Consider the following 15,627-nt stretch of genomic DNA (forward strand, 5'->3'; position numbering starts at 1 on the left):
TGGCCCGGCGATGTTCACCCCAACGGACCTGGCCGACCTGCTTGAGTGCGAGCACCGGAGCGTGCTCGACCAGGCGCTGACCGCCGGACTGCCCGGCGCGCCGCGCCCCGACCCCGGCGGCGACCAACTGGCCGTCAAACACGGGCAGGCCCACGAACTGGCGGTGCTGGAGCGCCTGCGCGCGGCACATGACGTGGTCGAGATCTCCGGCGACGACCCGGTGGAAGCCACCCTCGCGGCGCTGCGCGCCGGCACGCCGGTGATCTACCAGGCGGTGTTCCGCGACGGCGATCTCACCGGCCGTGCGGACTTCCTCATCGCCGACGCGGACGGCCGGTACGAGGCCTACGACACCAAGCTGGCCCGGCATGCCCGGCCGGCGGCGGTGCTCCAGCTCACCGCGTACGCGGATGCCTTGCGCCGCACCGGTTTTCCCACCGGCCCGCACATGCACCTACTGCTCGGCGACGGCAGTGACGTGTCGCTGCGGGTGGACGACTTCGTGCCACTGCTGGATCGCTTGCGGGCCAAGCTGTCCGTGCGCGAGCCGGCGCTGCCGTCGCGGCTGTGGGACGACGCCCGGCCGGCCTGCGCCACGTGCAAGTTCTTGAGCACCTGCGAATCCGGGCGGGAGGCCGACCGGGATCTGTCACTGGTCGCCGGCATGCGGGCCGACCAGCGGCGCAAGCTGGTCGAGGCCGGTCTGGGCACCATCGACGCGCTGGCCGTCGCCGAGCCCGAGGACCGTCCGCGCGACCTGTCCGCCACCACGTTCACCGCGCTGCGGGCGCAGGCGGCGATCCAGGTGCGGCAGGACGCCACCGGGAAGATCAGCTACGAGGTGGTGGACGGCTCCGAGCTGGCCACGCTGCCGGCGCCCAGCCCCGGCGACGTGTTCTTCGACATGGAGGGCGACCCGTTCGCGCTGGCCGGCACCGGGCTGGAGTACCTGTTCGGCGCGGTGACCACGGCCGGGTTCACGCCGTTCTGGGCCCATTCCCGGGCGGCCGAGAAGGTGGCGTTCGAGCAGTTCGTCGACTTCGCCACCGCCCGGCTGGCCGAGCATCCCGGCGCGCATGTGTACCACTACGCGCCGTACGAGGTGACGGCGTTGAAGCGGCTCGCCGCCGTGCACGGCACCCGTGAGGAGGCCGTGGACGAGCTGCTGCGCGGCGGCCAGCTGATCGACCTGTATGCCGTGGTGCGCAAGGCTTTGCGGGTGTCGCAGCGGTCGTACTCCATCAAGTACCTGGAGCCGCTGTACATGCCGGCCGCGCGGGACGGCGACGTGAAGACGGCCGTGTCCAGCATCGAGGCGTACGAGGAATACCTGACGCTGCGCCAACTCGGCGATCCTCGGGCGGCCGAGGTGTTGCAGGGCATCAGCGACTACAACGAGTACGACTGCGTGTCCACCCGGGAGCTTTTCCTCTTCCTGCACCGGGTCCGGGTGGAAGCCGAGATCGAGCTGGTCGAGGAGTCCATTTCGGACGATCTCGTCACGCAGACCGAGGACCTCGTCGCCGCCGAGCGCCGGGCCGAGCGGGCCGCCCGGCTCGCCGCACTGGTCGACCCCCTACTGGCCGACCTGCCCGACAATCCCCTGGACGCCACCGACGACGAGAAGGCCCGGGCTCTGCTGGCCGCGTCGGTGGGCTATCACCGCCGGGAGACCAATCCGGCGTGGTGGGAGTTCTTCCGCCAGGTGGCCGCCCCACTGTCCGATCTGGAGGTGGACACCACCTGCGCCGTGCCGGTTTCCGTGCGGGCCGAGGAATGGCAGCCGCCGGCCGGGCGGACCAAGCTGGCCAAACGCGTGCTGACTCTCGTCTGCGACCCGGATCGGCCGCATCCCTACGCTTTCGGCGACCAGGTTCGGCTGCGCTACGGCGATTCCACCCGGGACGCCCTCGTGACCGCAGCGACGGCCGAGGAGCTGACGCTCATCGAGAGCGCCAAGCCCGACGACACCGACACCGGTCGTCCCAACGCCGTGCTGCCCGGCTCGCCGGTGCGGCCGCAACCCAAGGACGAGGCCGTCGCCGATCTCGCCCAGCTCGCCGTGGACGCTTTGCCTTCCCTGCCAAGCCATCCCGGCACCGATCTGCTGCGCCGCACTCCCCCGCGGCTGCGCGGCGGCCGGTCACTGCCTTCCGGCGACGACGATCTCGTGCGGACCGTGATCGAGACCGTCGACCTGCTCGACGGCTCGACCCTGGCCGTGCAGGGGCCGCCCGGGGCCGGCAAGACCTATCTGGCCGGCAAGCTCATCGCGCACCTCGTCGGCTCCGGCCGCACCGTGGCCGTCACCTCGACCAGTCACAAGGCCGTCGAGAACGTCCTGCGGGCGGCCACTTCCTCCGCGCCGACGCTGCCGTGTGCCAAGCGCCCCAAGAAGGCCCCCGAGAAGGACGTGCCCTGGGAGCAGCCCAAGGACAACCCCGGGCTGGCCCGGTGGCGGGCCGAGCACACCGACGGGCACCTGGTCGGCGGCACCGCGTGGACCTTCGCCAACGCCGCCATCCGGGCCGAGCCGTTCGACGTGCTCATCATCGACGAAGCCGGCCAGTTCGCGCTCGCCGACGCCCTCGCCGTCTCCATGTGCGCCCGCAACCTCGTGCTGCTCGGCGATCCCCAACAGCTGCCGCAGGTCGTTCAGGGCACCCATCCCGCCGGCGCCGAGGCCTCCGCCCTGGGGCACCTCATCGGCGACAACGACGTGATTCCCCCGTCGCTGGGCTACTTTCTCGACCAGTCCCGGCGTATGCACCCCGCCGTCTGCGAACCCGTGTCGCGGCTGTCGTACGCCGGTCTCCTGCACGCCCATCCCTCCGCCGCCGAGCGCTCCATCGACGGCATCGACGCCGGCCTCTATCTCGCCTCCGTCGACCACCGCGGCAACACCACCCGCTCCGTCGAGGAAGCCGCCGCCGTGGTCGACATCGTGCGGTCCCTGCACGGTCGCAAGTGGACAGACGGCGACGTCCGCCCCTTGGGGGACGAGGACATCCTCGTTGTCGCCCCCTACAACCTCCAGGCCCGCGTCGTCACCAGGGCCCTGGAGGTCGCCGGCTTCGCGGGCGTCCGTGTCGGCACCGTCGACCGCTTCCAGGGCCAGGAGGCCCCGGTCGTGATCACCACCATGACCTCCTCCTCCGCCGTCGACCTCCCCCGGGGCCTCGACTTCCTGCTCTCCCGCAACCGCCTGAACGTCGCTCTCTCCCGCGCCCAGGCCGTCGCCGTCCTCGTCTGCTCCCCCAAGCTCGTCGAGGCCGACATCCGCACCGTCGACCAGATGCGCCTGGTCTCCGGCATGATCGGCCTCATGAACGCCGCGCAACGGTGGCCCCATGGACTCTGACTCCCGGATCAGGCTTGCCATCGAGGAGCACTGGCGCGCCTCCGAACGCGGCGACCTTCAGGCCGAACACGCCATCTACGCCGTCGACGCCATCCTCGACTATCCCCAGTCCGGTGAACGCTTCCACGGCCGCGCCGCCATCTCCGCCCAACGTGGCGGTCACCCCGCCGACCGCCACTTCACCATCCAGCGCATCACCGGCCGCGGCCCCCTCTGGGTGAGCGAGTGCGTCATCACCTACGACGGCTCGCCGTCCCACTCCGTCAGCATCATGGAGTTCGCCGACGGCCACGTGATCCACGAAACCCAGTACTTCGCCGACCCCTTCCCCGCCCCCGCCTCCCGGGCCTCCCTAGCGGATCCCATGCCCGGCCGCTCCCTCCCCGAGGCCTGAGCCCCCGGCCGGCCCCCTCTCCAACGCCGGCCCCTGGCCCTCCTTCACGCACCTGAGTGGCTCATTTGACTTTCCGGGAGCCAGCTTCGCCATGTGAGTGGCTCATTTGGCTCCTGCGCCCAACTGAGCCACTCACATGCCGCTCCCCCGCCTTCCCACGGTCAACTGAGCCACTCACGTGGTCTCTGCGCCTAAGTGAGCCACTCACGTACGGTCCTGAGCCGCCCCCTCGATGAGCTGAGCCACGCACACCGCGGGCAAGTACGCCGTCGACCCCAGTAGCCCAAGAAGTTGTCCACAGGCCTCATGCCGGCAACGGGCCCATCCACAGGCCGCCTCATTCCAAGATCCACTAACCCCTCCCACCGGTAGACTGGAGCGGGGCCGGCCCCCGGGTTGGGCGGGGGTGTGTTCGGCCGGGGTGTGTTCAGTGGCCTGGGCTCAGCGGCCCAGACCGGCGTCTCTTGCCCGGACGATGGCCTGGGCGCGGTCGGCGACCTGGAGCTTGGCGAAGATCGAGGAGATGTGGTTGCCGACGGTCTTGGCCGCCAAGTGCAGCTTGTCGCAGATCTGGGGGTTGGCCAGGCCGGCGGCGATGAGGTCGAGGACTTCGCGTTCACGGTCGGTGAGCTGGGGGAAGGGAAGGTTGGGCAAGTCGCCGGGACCGCCGCTGAGCAGGGCGTCGACGCGGCGGGCGATGCCGGGGCCGAAGATGACGCCGCCCTCGGCGACGCAGCGGATGGCGCGCAGGATCTCCTCCTGGTCGGCGCCTTTGAGGATGTAGCCACGAGCCCCGGCGCGGATGGCGGCGAAGACGGACTCGTCGTCCTCGAACATGGTGAGCATGAGCACGGCGGTGGCCGGGGCGACGGTGACCACGGCGCGGGTGGCGTCGATGCCGTCGAGTTCGGGCATCTGGATGTCGGCCAGCAGCACGGTCGGCCGGTGGGCGGCGGCGGCCTGGATGGCCTCGCGCCCGTTGACGGCCTCGGCGACGACCCGGACGCCGGGCGTGGACGTGAGCAGCGCCCGAAGTCCGCTGCGCACAACGGGATGGTCGTCGGCCAGCACGACAGTGATCTCGGGTTCGGACACCTGCTCTGCTCCTACCGTGTCATCGCGAACGAGTCGTCGCGAACGAATCTGGGTCCATCCGGGAAAGAACTTCCCGGTCCGGCTGGGTGCCTGCACCCTGGGACCGGGACGCCGGTCCGGGCAGGCTGTGCATTGTGGGGGAAATCCTTTCCTGGGAAGGGATCGACATGGAGTTCGCGGCACGCAAGTCAATCTCGCACGCGGAGTTCGCCGGGCCGCTCAGCCCGAGGACACCGGTGCGCGCGGACTGAGACTGGAGTCCCCGACGGCGAGCGGGAGGGCGGCGCTGACCCGCCCGCCGCCGGGGCCGGGTCCGCTGCGGCACCAGCCGTCGACCTCGGCGGCGCGTTCGGCCATGGAAGCGGTGCCGACGCCGGGAAGCCAGGCGGTGGATGAGGTCCCGCCGTTGTCGGTGACCTCGATCAGCAGCTCGTCGGCGACGGAGATCTCCACCCGGGCCTCGTCGGCGGCGGAATGCCGGGCGGCGTTGGCCAGTGCCTCCACGACGATCCGGTACGCCGCGACCTCGACGGCGGCGGGCAGCTCCAGCCGCCCGTCCGGGGCGTCGATGATGATGCGCAGCGGGTCGCCGCCAGCCCGGAAGCTGAGCCGATCGGCCTGCTGCCGCAAGGCGTCCACCAGGCCGAGCTCGTCGATCGCCGGCGGCCGAAGACCTTCCACGAGGCGGCGGATCTCGGTGATGGCCGAGTTGGTGTGTTCCCGGAGCTGCCCGAGCAGTTCCAGCGCCCCGGCCGGCCGGTCGGCGGCGACGAGGTTGCGGGCGGCGTCGGTGGTGAAGGCCAGGCCGCTCAAGGTCGGGCCGAGCCCGTCGTGCAGATCCCGCCGCAGCCGGCGGCGTTCCTCCTCCCGCGCCGACACGAGACGTTGCCGCGACGCCTGCAACTCGGCCGACAGCACGGTCGCGCGGACGGCGACGGCCAGCGGCGCGCCCAGGACGCCGAGCACCCGAAGGTCCTCGGGATCCAGGCGCGACTGTCCCGGCCGGACGCCGACCACCAGTTCCACTTCGCCATTGTCGGAGCTCTGCAGCGGCAGGGCCTCGAGCCGCGCGGTCGGCTGACCAGATGTCGCGGTTTCTCGCCCGTCCAGTCGGAACGCGGCGTACGGCAACCGCAGCGACTCCCGCACCGCGGTCAGCAGGTCGTCGAGCGAGCCGGGGTCGCGGCGCAGCCGGTCGCCGAGATGACGCAGCGCCCGCACGGGATCGCCGCGGTCACCGTAGAAGAGACGGTCGATGCCGCGTTGCAGCCACGCGCGGCCGGGTTGGAACGCGATGGCCACGCCAAGGGCGATCAGGGGTGCGCCGAGGTCGCCGAGCCGGCTCTTGAGCACGAGGTCGAACACCAGCACCACGCCGCTGTAGAGCAGCACGACGGCCGCCGACAGCAGTAGGTACAGCAGCGTCCGCGAGACGACCAGCTTGATGTCGAACAGCTGGGGGCGCAGCAGGCCGATGGCCATCGCCACCGGCTGGAGGAAGATCAGGATCTGCAGCGCGGTGGCGCTGATGCCGAACGGCGCCCACGGCACCGCGCACAGCACGGCCAGCATCAGCCACAGCATCTGCCGCCGCTGCCGCTCGTCGCCGTCCCGGTACCGGACCGCGAGCACGACCACGTCGATCAGCATCGGCACGACGATGGCGGCCAGGTCCAGGTGTGGGCGGATCGGCTCCAGCGCGGGAATCGCGAACGCGCCGGTGTACGGGGCCGGGCCGCCGACCGAGTACGGCGAGGTGGTGATCAGGCTCCACCACTCGAACAGCACGGCGATGACCACGGTCAGCCCGGCGGCCGGCCGGAACCGGCGGGTCAGCGTGCCGGTGGGGAACAGCAGCAGCGCGAACGGGATGAACAGCCGCAGGCCCAGCGGCCAGGACGCGGTCGCGGCGGTGACGATCCAGCCGAGCGTCGCCTCGGTCCAGCCGTGCCGCAGCCCGAAGCCGAGCAGGCCGACCAGGAACACGGTGGTGCCGTGGGCCGCGCCACCGCACAGCAGCAGCCACCCGATCGGATTACGCGAACGCCGCCAGGCGACCAGCACCCCGCACAGCGCGAAGGTCATCGCCAGCAGGCTGTCGGTGACCAGGAAGTTGTCCACGGCCTGGTCGAACGTCCAACCGTCGGCGAACCAGAGGATGAGGCCGGCCAGCACCTCGGCGGCGACCACGGTCCAGCCCAGCCAGGCCCACCAGGTCACCCTCCTGGGGGAGCCCCCCTTGCCCCAGCTCACCCCGCACACGCTACCCAGCGTGCCGCCGCCGGCGTTTTCGGTAGCCGGGTTTTCGGTGGTCGGGTTTCGGCGGCCGGGCTACCGCGTTTCCGCCACGTCAGCCAGCACCACCGACACGTTGTCCGGGGCGCCGCCCCGCAGCGTGAGGTCGACGAGCCGGTCCACGGCCTGCCCCGGGTCGGCCAGCTCGGCGAGCACGCCGGCGATGGTCTCGTCGGTGAGCACGGCGGTCAGGCCGTCGGAGCAGAGCAGGTAGCGGTCGCCGGGCTCGGGCCGCTGGACGAACAGGTCTCCCTCGGCCGGGCCGCCGGTCTGGATGGCCCGCACCAGCAGGTTGCGGCGCGGGTGGACGGCCGCCTCCTCCTCGGTGACCCGGCCGCTGTCCAGCAGCGACTGGACGAGCGTGTGGTCCTGGGTCAGCTGCTCGATGTGGCCCGCACGCCAGCGGTAGGCCCGCGAGTCGCCGATGTGCACGCCGTTGAGCACCGCGCCGTCCCACAGCAGGGCGGTGATCGTGGTGCCCATGCCGGTCATGCCGCTGTCGCGGGCGGCGAGTTCGTTGAGACGGCGGAGCACTTCGCCGACAACCGCGCCGATTGCGGCGGACTTGTCAAGAGCGACGGACTTGTCGACTTCGGCGTTTTCCCCGTTTTCCCCGAACTCCCCCGCGGCGACCGCCGCGTCGAGCTCGGCGAGTACCGTCACCGCGACCGAGCTGGCGACTTCGCCGTGCGCGTGGCCGCCCATGCCGTCGGCCACGGCGATCACGTGCTCGCCCACGTGGACGGCGTCCTGGTTGTAGGCCCGCAGGCAGCCCGCGTGGGTGCGTGACACGGCGGTCAACCGAAGCTCTGGTGCGTTCGCCATGACACCAGTGAACCACTTGTGAACTGAGTTCACAAGCAAAACGCTTGTGCACAGCTGCTGCTAATATTTGGTCGGTGAACCCCGACGCCACCGTCAGCGCCGCCGACATCGCCAGACTGGTCGATGTCGGCCGTGCCGCCGTCAGCAACTGGCGGCGGCGGTTCGACGACTTCCCCCAGCCGGTCGGCGGCAGCGCCGCCAGCCCGCTGTTCTCGTTGAACGAGGTCGAGGCCTGGCTGCGGCGCAACGGCAAGGCGTTCGAGCTGTCCACCGCCGAACGAACCTGGCAGACGCTGCGTTCCCGCGTCGACGACCTGCGGCTGGGCGACGAGGTCGCCCGCGCCGGCCTGTTCCTGGCCAGCGGCGGCGGGCTGGACGATCCGCAGCTGGCCCAGTTGCTCAGTCGGCTGGCCGCCGAGCACGGCGCCGCCGAGGCGTTCGAGCTGATCGTCACCCGCTACCTGGATGCCCACTCCCGGCGGCTGGCCGTCACCCCGCCGGCCGTGGCCGAGCTGATGGTCCGGCTGGCCTGCCCCGACGGCGGCGTGGTGCTCGACCCGGCCTGCGGCGTCGGCACGCTGCCGATGGCCAGCGCCGCGCACCAGGTCTTCGTACAGGACACTGACCGGGCCGCCATGATGATCGCCGCCTGCCGGCTCACGCTGCGCGACACCGACGTCGACATGGTCACCGCCGACTCGCTGCGGCACGACGGCTTCGCCGGCCGGCACGTCGACGCCGTACTGTGCGACCCGCCGGTCAACGACCGCACCTGGGGGCATGAGGAGCTGGTCGGCGACACCCGCTGGGAGTACGGCGTGCCGCCGCGGGGCGAGCCCGAGCTGGCCTGGGTGCAGCACTGCCTCGCGCACGTCGACCCCGGCGGCATGGTCGCCATCCTGATGCCGCCGACCGCCGCCAGCCGGCGGCCCGGCCGGCGGATCCGGGCCAAGCTGCTGCGCACCGGCGCGCTGCGGGCCGTGATCTCGCTGCCGGACACCGGCTCCGACCTGTGGCTGCTGTGCCGGCCGACCGCCGGGCTGCGGCCGCCGTCCACGGTGCTGGTCACCGACCGGATCGAGGGCGTGGAGACCGCCTGGCTGGACCCGGCGGCCGAGGACGCGGTGCGGATCATCGACCTGCTCGACGACGACGTGGACGTCAGCCCGGCCCGGCGGCGGCAGCTGGCGCAGGGGCCGGACATCGGCCGGCAGTTCGCCGCCGCCGCCGCGCGGTTCCGCGGCCTCGACCTGACCCCGCCGGACCTGACCGTGCTGGCCGAGCACCGGTCCGCGCCGACCACCACCGTCGGCGACCTGGTCCGCTCCGGGGCGGTCACTGTCCGGCACGCGCCGGTCAAACTCACGCCCGGTGACGACGTTCCCGTGCTCACCATGGAAGACCTGGCCGAGGGCCGGCCGGCCAGCGAGCGCGTCGCCGACACCGGCGATCTGGTGCTGATCGAGCCGGGCGAGGTGGTCGCTGCCCCGACCGGCATGGCTCGGGTGGTCACCGAGGCCGCCGCGCTCGGGCCGTACCTCACTGTCTACCGCGTGGACGACCAGCAGCTAGACGCCTGGTTCCTGGCCGGCGCGCTGCGGGCGTCCACTGCCCGGCCGACGACCGGCTCCAGCCGGCTGGACGTGCGGCGGACCCAGGTGCCGCGGCTGTCGCTGACCGAGCAGCGGGCATGCGGCGAGGCGTTCGAGCGCCTGCTGTCCTTCGAGGACCGGCTGCGGGAGGCCGCCGCGGTCGGCGGCGCCGTCGTGCGGCTCGGCGTGGACGGACTGGTCGAGGGTAGCCTGCGACCGGGACGCTAGCGGGAGGGCCGATGCTCATCGCCGACCGGTACGAGCTCGACGACCTGCCGCTGAGCCGAGGCGGCATGGGCGCCGTGCACGCCGGGTACGACAAACACCTCGACCGCCGGGTCGCGGTGAAGTTCCTGCACTGGCCCGGCGGTTCCGACGACGAGCTGGAGCGGCGCTTCGTCCGCGAGGCCCGGATCCTGGCCCGGCTCGAACACCCCGGCGCGCCCGTGTTGTACGACTTCGGGGCGCACGACCACCGGCTGTTCCAGGTCATGCAGTTCATCGACGGCGTGACCGTGGCCGACCTGGTCAGCGAGCACGGGCCGGTGCCAGTGCCGTGGGCCGCTTCCATTGCCGCGCAAGCGTGTGCGGTGCTGTCGGCCGCGCACAGCCTGGGCATCTACCACCGGGATCTCAAGCCCACCAACCTGATGCTGTGCCCCGACGGCAGCGTCAAGGTCCTCGACTTCGGGCTGGCCCTGCTGCGGGACGCCGACCTGGCCCAGTTCACCCGGGCCGGGCAGATCCTCGGCACCCCGGCCTATATGGCCCCGGAGCAGATCCAGCGCGGGGCGGCCGGTCCGCCCAGCGACCTCTACGCCCTGGGCTGCGTGCTGCACGAGATGCTCACCGGCCGGCAGCTGTTCACCGGCCCCACCGCGTACGCCGTGTTCGACCGGCAGATCAAGGAGCTGCCGCCGGCCGTGCCCGGCGTGCCAGCGGTCCTGGACCAGCTGCTGCAGGACGTGCTGGCCAAGGATCCCGACCGCCGGCCGGCCGACGCGCCGGCCATGTACGACCGGCTGCTCCCGTTCGTGCGGGATCTGCCGCCGCTGCCCGGATTCCTCGACCCGGAGCACCCGGCCCGCCGGTACTCCCAGGTGGCCGGCCGCCGCTGAACAACCCTCGCGAGTCCCGCTCTCCAGCAACCATGTGTCGAGTTCCGGAACTCGACATTCAGTTGCCTGAGAACGGGACTCGCGGGGAATCAGTCGGCGACCATGCGGAAGTCGTAGGCCGCGGGCACCGGCTCGTCGCCGGCGACCAGACGCCAGACGTCGGTCAGCGATTCCTCGCCCTCGCGGAGATCGGCCACCTCGAAGCCGTCGTCGAAGACGGCCCGGGCGCCGGCGAGGTCGCCGCGGGCGTGCCGGATCCGGGCGTCCATGAGCCGCAGACGTCCAAGCGCGGCAACGGATTCCGGCAGCGTCGCGAGCACGGCCGCCGCCTCGTCGACGGAGCCGGCGGCCAGCAGCGCCTCCAGGGTCTCGACCGCCAGCCCCGGCACCGACGGGGCCAGCTCGATGGCCCGCAGCAGCAGCCCGGCGGCCCGGTCCGGGCGGGCGAAAGCCAAGGCCCGCAACGACCATGGCGACTCGGCCAGGGCCAGCGACTGCTCCCACGCCGACTCCGCGCCGAGGGTGTCGCCGTGGTACCAGCGGGCAATCCCCAAGTGGTACAGGGAAAGCCACGACTCCGGGGCGTCCTCCAACAGCGAGAGCCAGGCCACCAGAGTGCATCCGGGCGGCGACAGGGGATCCGGCACCGGCATCTTGCCGTCCAGCAGCGCCAGCCACGGCCCCTGCTCGTCGCCGATGGAGTCGAAAGGCGTGCCGGGCAACGGATCCAGGCCAGTGCGGGCCAGCTCCAGAGCGCCCCAGCCGGAACCGGAGAACAGCCGCCGCGGCTCGGCGTCGGCCACCGTCCGCCACGAATCCAGCGGCAGCTCGGGGAAATCCCCGTACCGGCCGTAGGCCTCCAGCCAGTCCCAGGAGGCGCCGCCGGGCATTGGCACGTACTCGAACTGGGTCGGCGCCAGCCCGGCCTGGATCTCCAGGTAGCCGTCGGTCCCCGGGGCCAGCCACGACTGCCAGCGCTGCCCGCCGGGGCCGGTCCCCCACACGAACAACTTCCGGCCTCGCAAGCGATCCGTGGACATCTGCAGCAGACCGAAGCCGGACGAGTCGACGGCCGCGATCCACGGCTGACGGTCGGCCGGGATGTCGTAGAACATGTCGGCGGCGTCCTGGTCGGCCACGGTGACCAAGGAAGCGTCCGAACGGGACAGTTCCTGGGTGTAGCCGTAGTGCCACCCCTCCTCCGCCGGAACCAGCACCCGGGTGTCGTCGGTGCGGGGCACGGCGGCGTTCGACCACCAGTAGGCGGGAACCTCGTGCTCCCAGGGGTTTCGGATGCGCACGCCGACGTACAGGAACTCGGAGCCGGGCGGCAGCCACAGGTCCACCTGGTACACCAGGTTCCTGGTCCGCTCCCACTCCCACAGCCGCAGCACCGGCGACCCGTCCGGGCCTTCGACCGTGCCGGCGTACATCGGGGCGCAGGTCATGGTGGTGTGGCCGGTGCTGCCGAGGTTCCACTCCACGCCGCCGGCGAACCAGGCGTTGCGCAGGGCCAGGTTGGCCGGCTGGAACACCGGGTTGCGGAACAGCAGGTCCCGGCCCGACGGCTTGTGCAGCAGCGAGTGCAGCCGGCCGCCGAGCCCGGGCAGCACGGTGGCCCGGAGGTGGTCGTTCTCCAGCGTCACCGCCGGCAGGGCTGTCGCCGAGAGTGACCGCCCGTACCCGTCCTGGAGCAGGCAGGGCAGCACCTTCTCCAGCCCCTCACCCAGCACGGGCAGCGGGTTCTCGGGCCCGAGCCCGGCGGCAGGCAGTCGGAGCTCGGTCACGGTCAGTGTGGTGGGGCCCATTCCCGTGATCTAACGACATCTGTCAACGCGGCGCGCCGTCAGCAAACGTTTGCCGGCGCGGTTCGCTCGCCAACCCGGCCGCAACCAGGGCAGAGTGGGCGTATGCCTTCGCCGATCTTCGGACTCGCTCGCGCGGTCACCGTGGCCGCCATCGACACGACCGTCGCCCTCGTGTCGCTGCCGGCCCGGGTGATCGGGCTGGTCGGCGCGGCCGAGTCGCTGGTCGAGCGGATCAACGACGTGGTGGCCCGGGCCGAGCGGCTGGTCGCCGAGGTCGAGGTGGTCGCAGCCTCGGCCGGCGTGCTGGTGGTCGACGTCGCCAAGATCAGCAGTCAGGCCTCCGGCGTGGTGGCCGTGGCCGAGCAGGTCAGCAGCCAGGCCGCCGGGGTTGTCGCGGTCGCCGAGCACGTCAGCGGCCGGGCCAACGACGTCGTCGGCGGGGCCGCCCGGGTCAGCGAGGAGGCCGCGGCCGTCGTCGCCCTGGCCGAGAACACCGCCGCCATCGCCAACGAGCTGATCCGCGTCTACGAGCCGATCGCCCTGCGGGCCGCCCCGCTCGCCGGCCGCTTCGTCACGGAGTTGTCCGACGAGGAGGTCGACGCGGCCATCCGGCTGGTCGACGAGCTGCCCCAGCTGACCGAGCACCTGACCGCCAACATCCTGCCCATCCTCAGCACCCTGGACCGGGTCGGCCCGGACGTGACCGAGCTGCTCAAGGTCACCCGCGACGTCCGCCAGGCCATCGTCGGCATCCCCGGCTTCGGCTTCTTCCGCCGCCGCGGCGCCGGCCGGACCGCGGAGCAGAAGGAACTGAACGAGCGCGACGACGCGTCCTGACGACGAGGACACCAGGGCCGCGCCCCGGCCGGAGCGCGGCCCATGGCCTCAGCCCGGACCGGCGAGGCCGGACCACCAGCCGGCCGAGCACTGCCCGCTGCTGAGGGTGTCGAGCCGGACCAGGTCGTACGTGGTCTGCACATCGGGCACCGAGCCGCTGGCGGCGGCTGCCCCGTCGGCGAGTCGTTGACGGGAGATGGCAGTGGTCGCGGCGGCCCGCAGCGGCGAGGGATCGACGCCGGACAGGCACGCGGCGTCGGCGAGCATGGCCAGACCGGACACGGTGGCGGCCGGGGTCGAGGAACTCTGCTGCACGGCCCGGGCGGTGACGGCGCGAACCTCGCCCTGCCGGTTCTTGCCGCCGCAGTCCAGCAGCAGGCTGGACGCGGCCGCCAAGCGAAGAATCCGTACGGCTTGGGCCGGCAGGTTCTGGTCCTGGCTGAGCGCGGGCGCCTCGGTGTCGATCAGACCGGACGGGTCCGCGCCGCAGGCCGCACTGGCCTGGGGCAGGTGCTGACCGAAGGCGCCGATCGCGGCCAGCATGCCGTCGGTGCTGGACGCCGAGGTGGCCTGCCCCGGTGGCACGGCGAGACCCAGCGCGGTCCGCCAGACCATGGCGTCGGACGGGGCCAGGCGCGAGACGTCGACGGCCTTGCGGATCCCGGCGAGCAGCGTGGTGAAATCGTCCCGGCCCCCGGCGCGCTGGGCCAGCAGCCGCAGCGTGTACAGGGCGACCACGGTCCGGTCGGCCTGGCCGTTGGGGTCGATGTCGGCGAGCGACCCGTGCCAGCGCAGCATCCGGCGCGCGGACTCGACGAGCGACGGCGGGGTGTCCACCTTGACGCCCAGGGCGTCGAGGGCGTCCAGCGCGTTACGGGCGATCTGGAGTCCCGAGGCGCTCAACGCGGTGTCGGACCGTCCGAATTGGACTCGGAACGCGTCGGCCAACGGGGCGGCCAGCGCCCTGCGGTCGGATTCGGTGAGCGCACCGAGGTCGCCGAGACCGGCCACGGTGCCCCGCAGCAGCTCGATGTGGCTGGGGTCAAGGGGATCTCCGGCGGGCAGTGCGCGCACCGCCTGTGCGAGCGCCGAAAGCGATCCGGCCGGACACGTGTCGTGTTGCAGCACGGCCAGCCTGAGCACCACCCCGGCGTCGACCAGGTCGTCGAGTCCGGCGTGGCCGGCCGTGGCCAACCGGGAGCAGACATCGGGTACCCGCGCGGTGTCCCGCAGCCGCTTCGCGTCCTGATCGCCGGCCGGAGTCAGCAAGTCCAACAGTTCCAAGGCATGCACGGTCGCGGCGAGACCGACCTTCCCACTCGGGTCGGCGAAACCCTGGCCAGGACGGACAAGCATGCCGAGCCGGTCGACGGTGGCCCGTGCCTGCGCCGAGCCGGGCACGGTCCCGAGCGCCCGGTGCACCTGCACGGACTGCCCGAGCGGATCGAAGTCGCCGTACAGCCCGGCCTGCTCGAACTCCTTGAAGGAAACGGTGTCCGGCGTCTGGCCGGCATGCCGGACGATCAGCGCGGCGTTGGCCATCACAGCCACGTCGCCCGCCCCGTCGGGGTCGTCGAGATAGGGCTGCGGCGCGGTCACGTGCAGCAGGTCCAACAGCACGCCGACGGTGCGCTGCTCCCACGATGGAGCCGCGGCCGGAGCGGGGGCAGCGCATCCGGCCACGGCAAGGGCCACGGTGGCCGCGAACGCGGCCACCGTGACTCGCTTGCCCCTGGACATCAGCACAGGTGTTCGTTGCGACGGCTCTGGAGCTGGTACTCCTCGCCGCCGACCGTGTACTTGCCGGTCTCGGTGTGCGCGATCTGCCCGAACGGCAGGCCGTTGCTCACCGAGAACGAGTTGCCGCCGGCGTAGTAGTGGCCGAGCGAGCCCAGGTGGTTGGAGGTGTCCCACTTGACGCTGCCCGACGACGGGCTGACGCTGACGCCGACCCCGGACAGGCTGCCCGAGATGCTCAGGCTGGCCGAGTCGAACTTCCACTCGTCGCTCAGCTCGAGCCCGTCGGTGTGGGCGCCGCGCGAGTCGATGACGCTGCTGCCCGAGATGGTGAAGTGGTTGCACAGGTTGTTCATGTAGTTGGTGTCCTCGAAGTCGATGGCGACTCCGAACAGCCCCGACTTGAAGTCGTCGGCGCCGTGCCAGGTCCAGGTCGAGCCCGGCAGCTGGTAGGCGTTGGCCTGCGCGGCCGAGGCCAGGCCGCCGGCCATGGCCAGCGCGGTGGCCGCGACGGCCACCCGGATGAGCTTGCGCATGTGGTGAGATCTCCCCTCGATGCCGGCCG

11 protein-coding genes are annotated in these 15,627 nt (G+C 72.0%); 5 read left to right on the forward strand and 6 right to left on the reverse strand.

What is annotated here, in order from left to right:
• Positions 1–10 precede the first annotated feature (10 nt).
• The gene (locus JJ691_RS26815) at positions 11–3,361 is read left to right on the forward strand and encodes a TM0106 family RecB-like putative nuclease (protein WP_211762405.1); all 3,351 of its coding nucleotides are present in this window, start codon (positions 11–13) and stop codon (positions 3,359–3,361) included.
• Complete coding sequence (locus JJ691_RS26820) at positions 3,351–3,755, forward strand: nuclear transport factor 2 family protein (RefSeq protein ID WP_211762406.1); 405 nt, start codon at positions 3,351–3,353, stop codon at positions 3,753–3,755. Before JJ691_RS26815 ends, JJ691_RS26820 begins: the two co-directional genes overlap by 11 nt.
• Before the next feature lie 441 nt (positions 3,756–4,196).
• Here the strand turns inward: JJ691_RS26820 and JJ691_RS26825 are convergent, their stop codons facing one another.
• The 3 genes from JJ691_RS26825 to JJ691_RS26835 all read right to left on the reverse strand — a co-directional run bounded on the left by JJ691_RS26825 (position 4,197) and on the right by JJ691_RS26835 (position 7,970).
• Entirely contained in the window at positions 4,197–4,850 is a 654-nt protein-coding gene (locus JJ691_RS26825; RefSeq protein WP_211762407.1) for a response regulator transcription factor, read from the reverse strand.
• Positions 4,851–5,069: 219 nt separating this feature from the next.
• On the reverse strand, positions 5,070–7,103 hold the full coding sequence (locus tag JJ691_RS26830; RefSeq protein WP_211762408.1) for a sensor histidine kinase: 2,034 nt from the start codon (positions 7,101–7,103) through the stop codon (positions 5,070–5,072).
• A 78-nt stretch (positions 7,104–7,181) separates the two neighbouring features.
• Positions 7,182–7,970, reverse strand: coding sequence for a PP2C family protein-serine/threonine phosphatase (locus tag JJ691_RS26835; protein WP_211762409.1), 789 nt, complete (start codon positions 7,968–7,970; stop codon positions 7,182–7,184).
• Between the two features lie 74 nt (positions 7,971–8,044).
• Between JJ691_RS26835 and JJ691_RS26840 the strand changes: the two genes are divergently transcribed.
• Complete coding sequence (locus tag JJ691_RS26840) at positions 8,045–9,790, forward strand: N-6 DNA methylase (RefSeq protein WP_211762410.1); 1,746 nt, start codon at positions 8,045–8,047, stop codon at positions 9,788–9,790.
• 11 nt (positions 9,791–9,801) lie between these two features.
• Complete coding sequence (locus JJ691_RS26845) at positions 9,802–10,680, forward strand: serine/threonine-protein kinase (protein ID WP_211762411.1); 879 nt, start codon at positions 9,802–9,804, stop codon at positions 10,678–10,680.
• Between the two features lie 89 nt (positions 10,681–10,769).
• On the opposite strand, the gene JJ691_RS26850 is transcribed toward JJ691_RS26845, so the two are convergent.
• Positions 10,770–12,467 carry a DUF5107 domain-containing protein gene (locus JJ691_RS26850; RefSeq protein ID WP_249227031.1) on the reverse strand — a complete coding sequence of 566 codons (1,698 nt, stop codon included), beginning with the start codon at positions 12,465–12,467 and terminating at the stop codon, positions 10,770–10,772.
• 123 nt (positions 12,468–12,590) lie between these two features.
• On the opposite strand from JJ691_RS26850, the gene JJ691_RS26855 reads away from it, so the two are divergent.
• Positions 12,591–13,325 (forward strand): hypothetical protein, encoded by a 735-nt coding sequence (locus JJ691_RS26855; RefSeq protein ID WP_211762413.1) that lies wholly within the window; start codon positions 12,591–12,593, stop codon positions 13,323–13,325.
• A 48-nt stretch (positions 13,326–13,373) separates the two neighbouring features.
• Here the strand turns inward: JJ691_RS26855 and JJ691_RS26860 are convergent, their stop codons facing one another.
• Positions 13,374–15,065, reverse strand: a complete 1,692-nt coding sequence (locus JJ691_RS26860; RefSeq protein WP_211762414.1) for a hypothetical protein — start codon at positions 15,063–15,065, stop codon at positions 13,374–13,376.
• On the reverse strand, positions 15,065–15,598 hold the full coding sequence (locus JJ691_RS26865) for a hypothetical protein (protein ID WP_211762415.1): 534 nt from the start codon (positions 15,596–15,598) through the stop codon (positions 15,065–15,067). Before JJ691_RS26865 ends, JJ691_RS26860 begins: the two co-directional genes overlap by 1 nt.
• Positions 15,599–15,627 lie beyond the last annotated feature (29 nt).

The sequence above is a fragment of the Kutzneria sp. CA-103260 genome, assembly GCF_018263855.1.
Taxonomy (GTDB): domain Bacteria; phylum Actinomycetota; class Actinomycetes; order Mycobacteriales; family Pseudonocardiaceae; genus Kutzneria.

Bases quoted from the DNA above. Each gene is read 5' to 3' on its own strand.
- JJ691_RS26815 (WP_211762405.1), top strand. From the start codon at position 11: ATGTTCACCCCAACGGACCTGGCCGACCTGCTTGAGTGCGAGCACCGG.
- JJ691_RS26820 (WP_211762406.1), top strand. From the start codon at position 3,351: ATGGACTCTGACTCCCGGATCAGGCTTGCCATCGAGGAGCACTGGCGC.
- JJ691_RS26835 (WP_211762409.1), bottom strand. From the start codon at position 7,970: ATGGCGAACGCACCAGAGCTTCGGTTGACCGCCGTGTCACGCACCCAC.
- JJ691_RS26845 (WP_211762411.1), top strand. From the start codon at position 9,802: ATGCTCATCGCCGACCGGTACGAGCTCGACGACCTGCCGCTGAGCCGA.
- JJ691_RS26855 (WP_211762413.1), top strand. From the start codon at position 12,591: ATGCCTTCGCCGATCTTCGGACTCGCTCGCGCGGTCACCGTGGCCGCC.
- JJ691_RS26860 (WP_211762414.1), bottom strand. From the start codon at position 15,065: ATGTCCAGGGGCAAGCGAGTCACGGTGGCCGCGTTCGCGGCCACCGTG.
- JJ691_RS26865 (WP_211762415.1), bottom strand. From the start codon at position 15,598: ATGCGCAAGCTCATCCGGGTGGCCGTCGCGGCCACCGCGCTGGCCATG.